General features: G+C 37.5%; 1 protein-coding gene. It reads right to left on the reverse strand.

Features of this window, described 5'->3' with window-relative positions:
• Positions 1–118 precede the first annotated feature (118 nt).
• On the reverse strand, positions 119–517 hold the full coding sequence (locus tag R7Q11_RS28795; RefSeq protein ID WP_025539256.1) for a DUF6232 family protein: 399 nt from the start codon (positions 515–517) through the stop codon (positions 119–121).
• Positions 518–541: the final 24 nt, after the last annotated feature.

Genomic DNA, 541 nt, shown 5'->3' on the forward strand with positions numbered 1-541 from the left:
ATAACGCCTTGTTAAGGTGTGAGGCACGCAATACCTAAGTCTCCGCATACCACATTAACCACTAAAGCCAACGCATAGTAAAAATGCCACGCGTGCCGAATCACTCTTGAACAATTTGTTATACGAATTTCTTCAGTGCCAACACTTGCTGTTCAAATAACTCACAATCTGACTTTGAGTATGACTTAGCGACATTAACCCATTGAACGCCCGTTTCATCTATGTGACGAAACTCGACTTGAAGTGCATATTTAGAACAACGAAAAAGAGCAAAAACCAAACCTACAACCGTCAGACTAAGAACTAAAACTAGTAGCCATTGTGGCACCTCTTCCAACCTTGGAATAACTAACCAAACTGCCCCTGAAAAAACACATACCCAGAATAAAACTTGACCTAAATTATCAAGAAAACTTAACTTTTTAACCCTAACATTGTTTATCTTAGACAAAGGATATGAGTCTTTCTTAAACCTGAACTCTTTTGAATCCAAGTTAAAATCATTACTTTTGTACATAATTTCCCTCTATTCGTATAACGC

It is taken from the genome of Vibrio sp. 970 (assembly GCF_033339075.1).

What these genes read in the sequence shown, in the direction of transcription:
- R7Q11_RS28795 (WP_025539256.1), bottom strand. Translation starts at nt 517, where the DNA reads ATGTACAAAAGTAATGATTTTAACTTGGATTCAAAAGAGTTCAGGTTT.